At 38.1% G+C, this 252-nt stretch carries 1 protein-coding gene; it reads left to right on the top strand.

Translation table 11 applies throughout. The features are described from left to right. Positions 1 to 42: 42 nt before the first annotated feature. Positions 43 to 252: transposase (locus AAEY68_RS21380; RefSeq protein ID WP_350586862.1), on the top strand; the 210-nt coding region annotated here is incomplete at its 3' end.

The raw sequence follows: 252 nt of genomic DNA, 5'->3' as shown, positions 1-252 counted from the left end.
CAGGATAGTTGTCGCCTCTAACTTTTAATAGAGGCAGATAAAATGAGACGTCGATTTACACAAGAATTTAAAGTTCACGCTGTTGAAAAAGCATTATCTCAATGTGATGATGTTCGCCTAGAAGATATTGCGTTTGATTTAGGCATCGGTTATTCAACCTTGCAACGATGGATCACGCTTGCTAAAAACCATGAACTTGAAACTAAAAATAATGGTAGTCACATGACAACAGAAAAACGCCCTCATGACTGG

The organism is Pseudoalteromonas sp. RB2-MNA-CIBAN-0110, from assembly GCF_040309305.1.
In the GTDB taxonomy this organism is placed as follows: Bacteria; Pseudomonadota; Gammaproteobacteria; order Enterobacterales; family Alteromonadaceae; genus Pseudoalteromonas; species Pseudoalteromonas arctica.
Note: the sequence above shows the minus strand (reverse complement) of the source record. Positions and strands in the feature narration are given on the sequence as shown.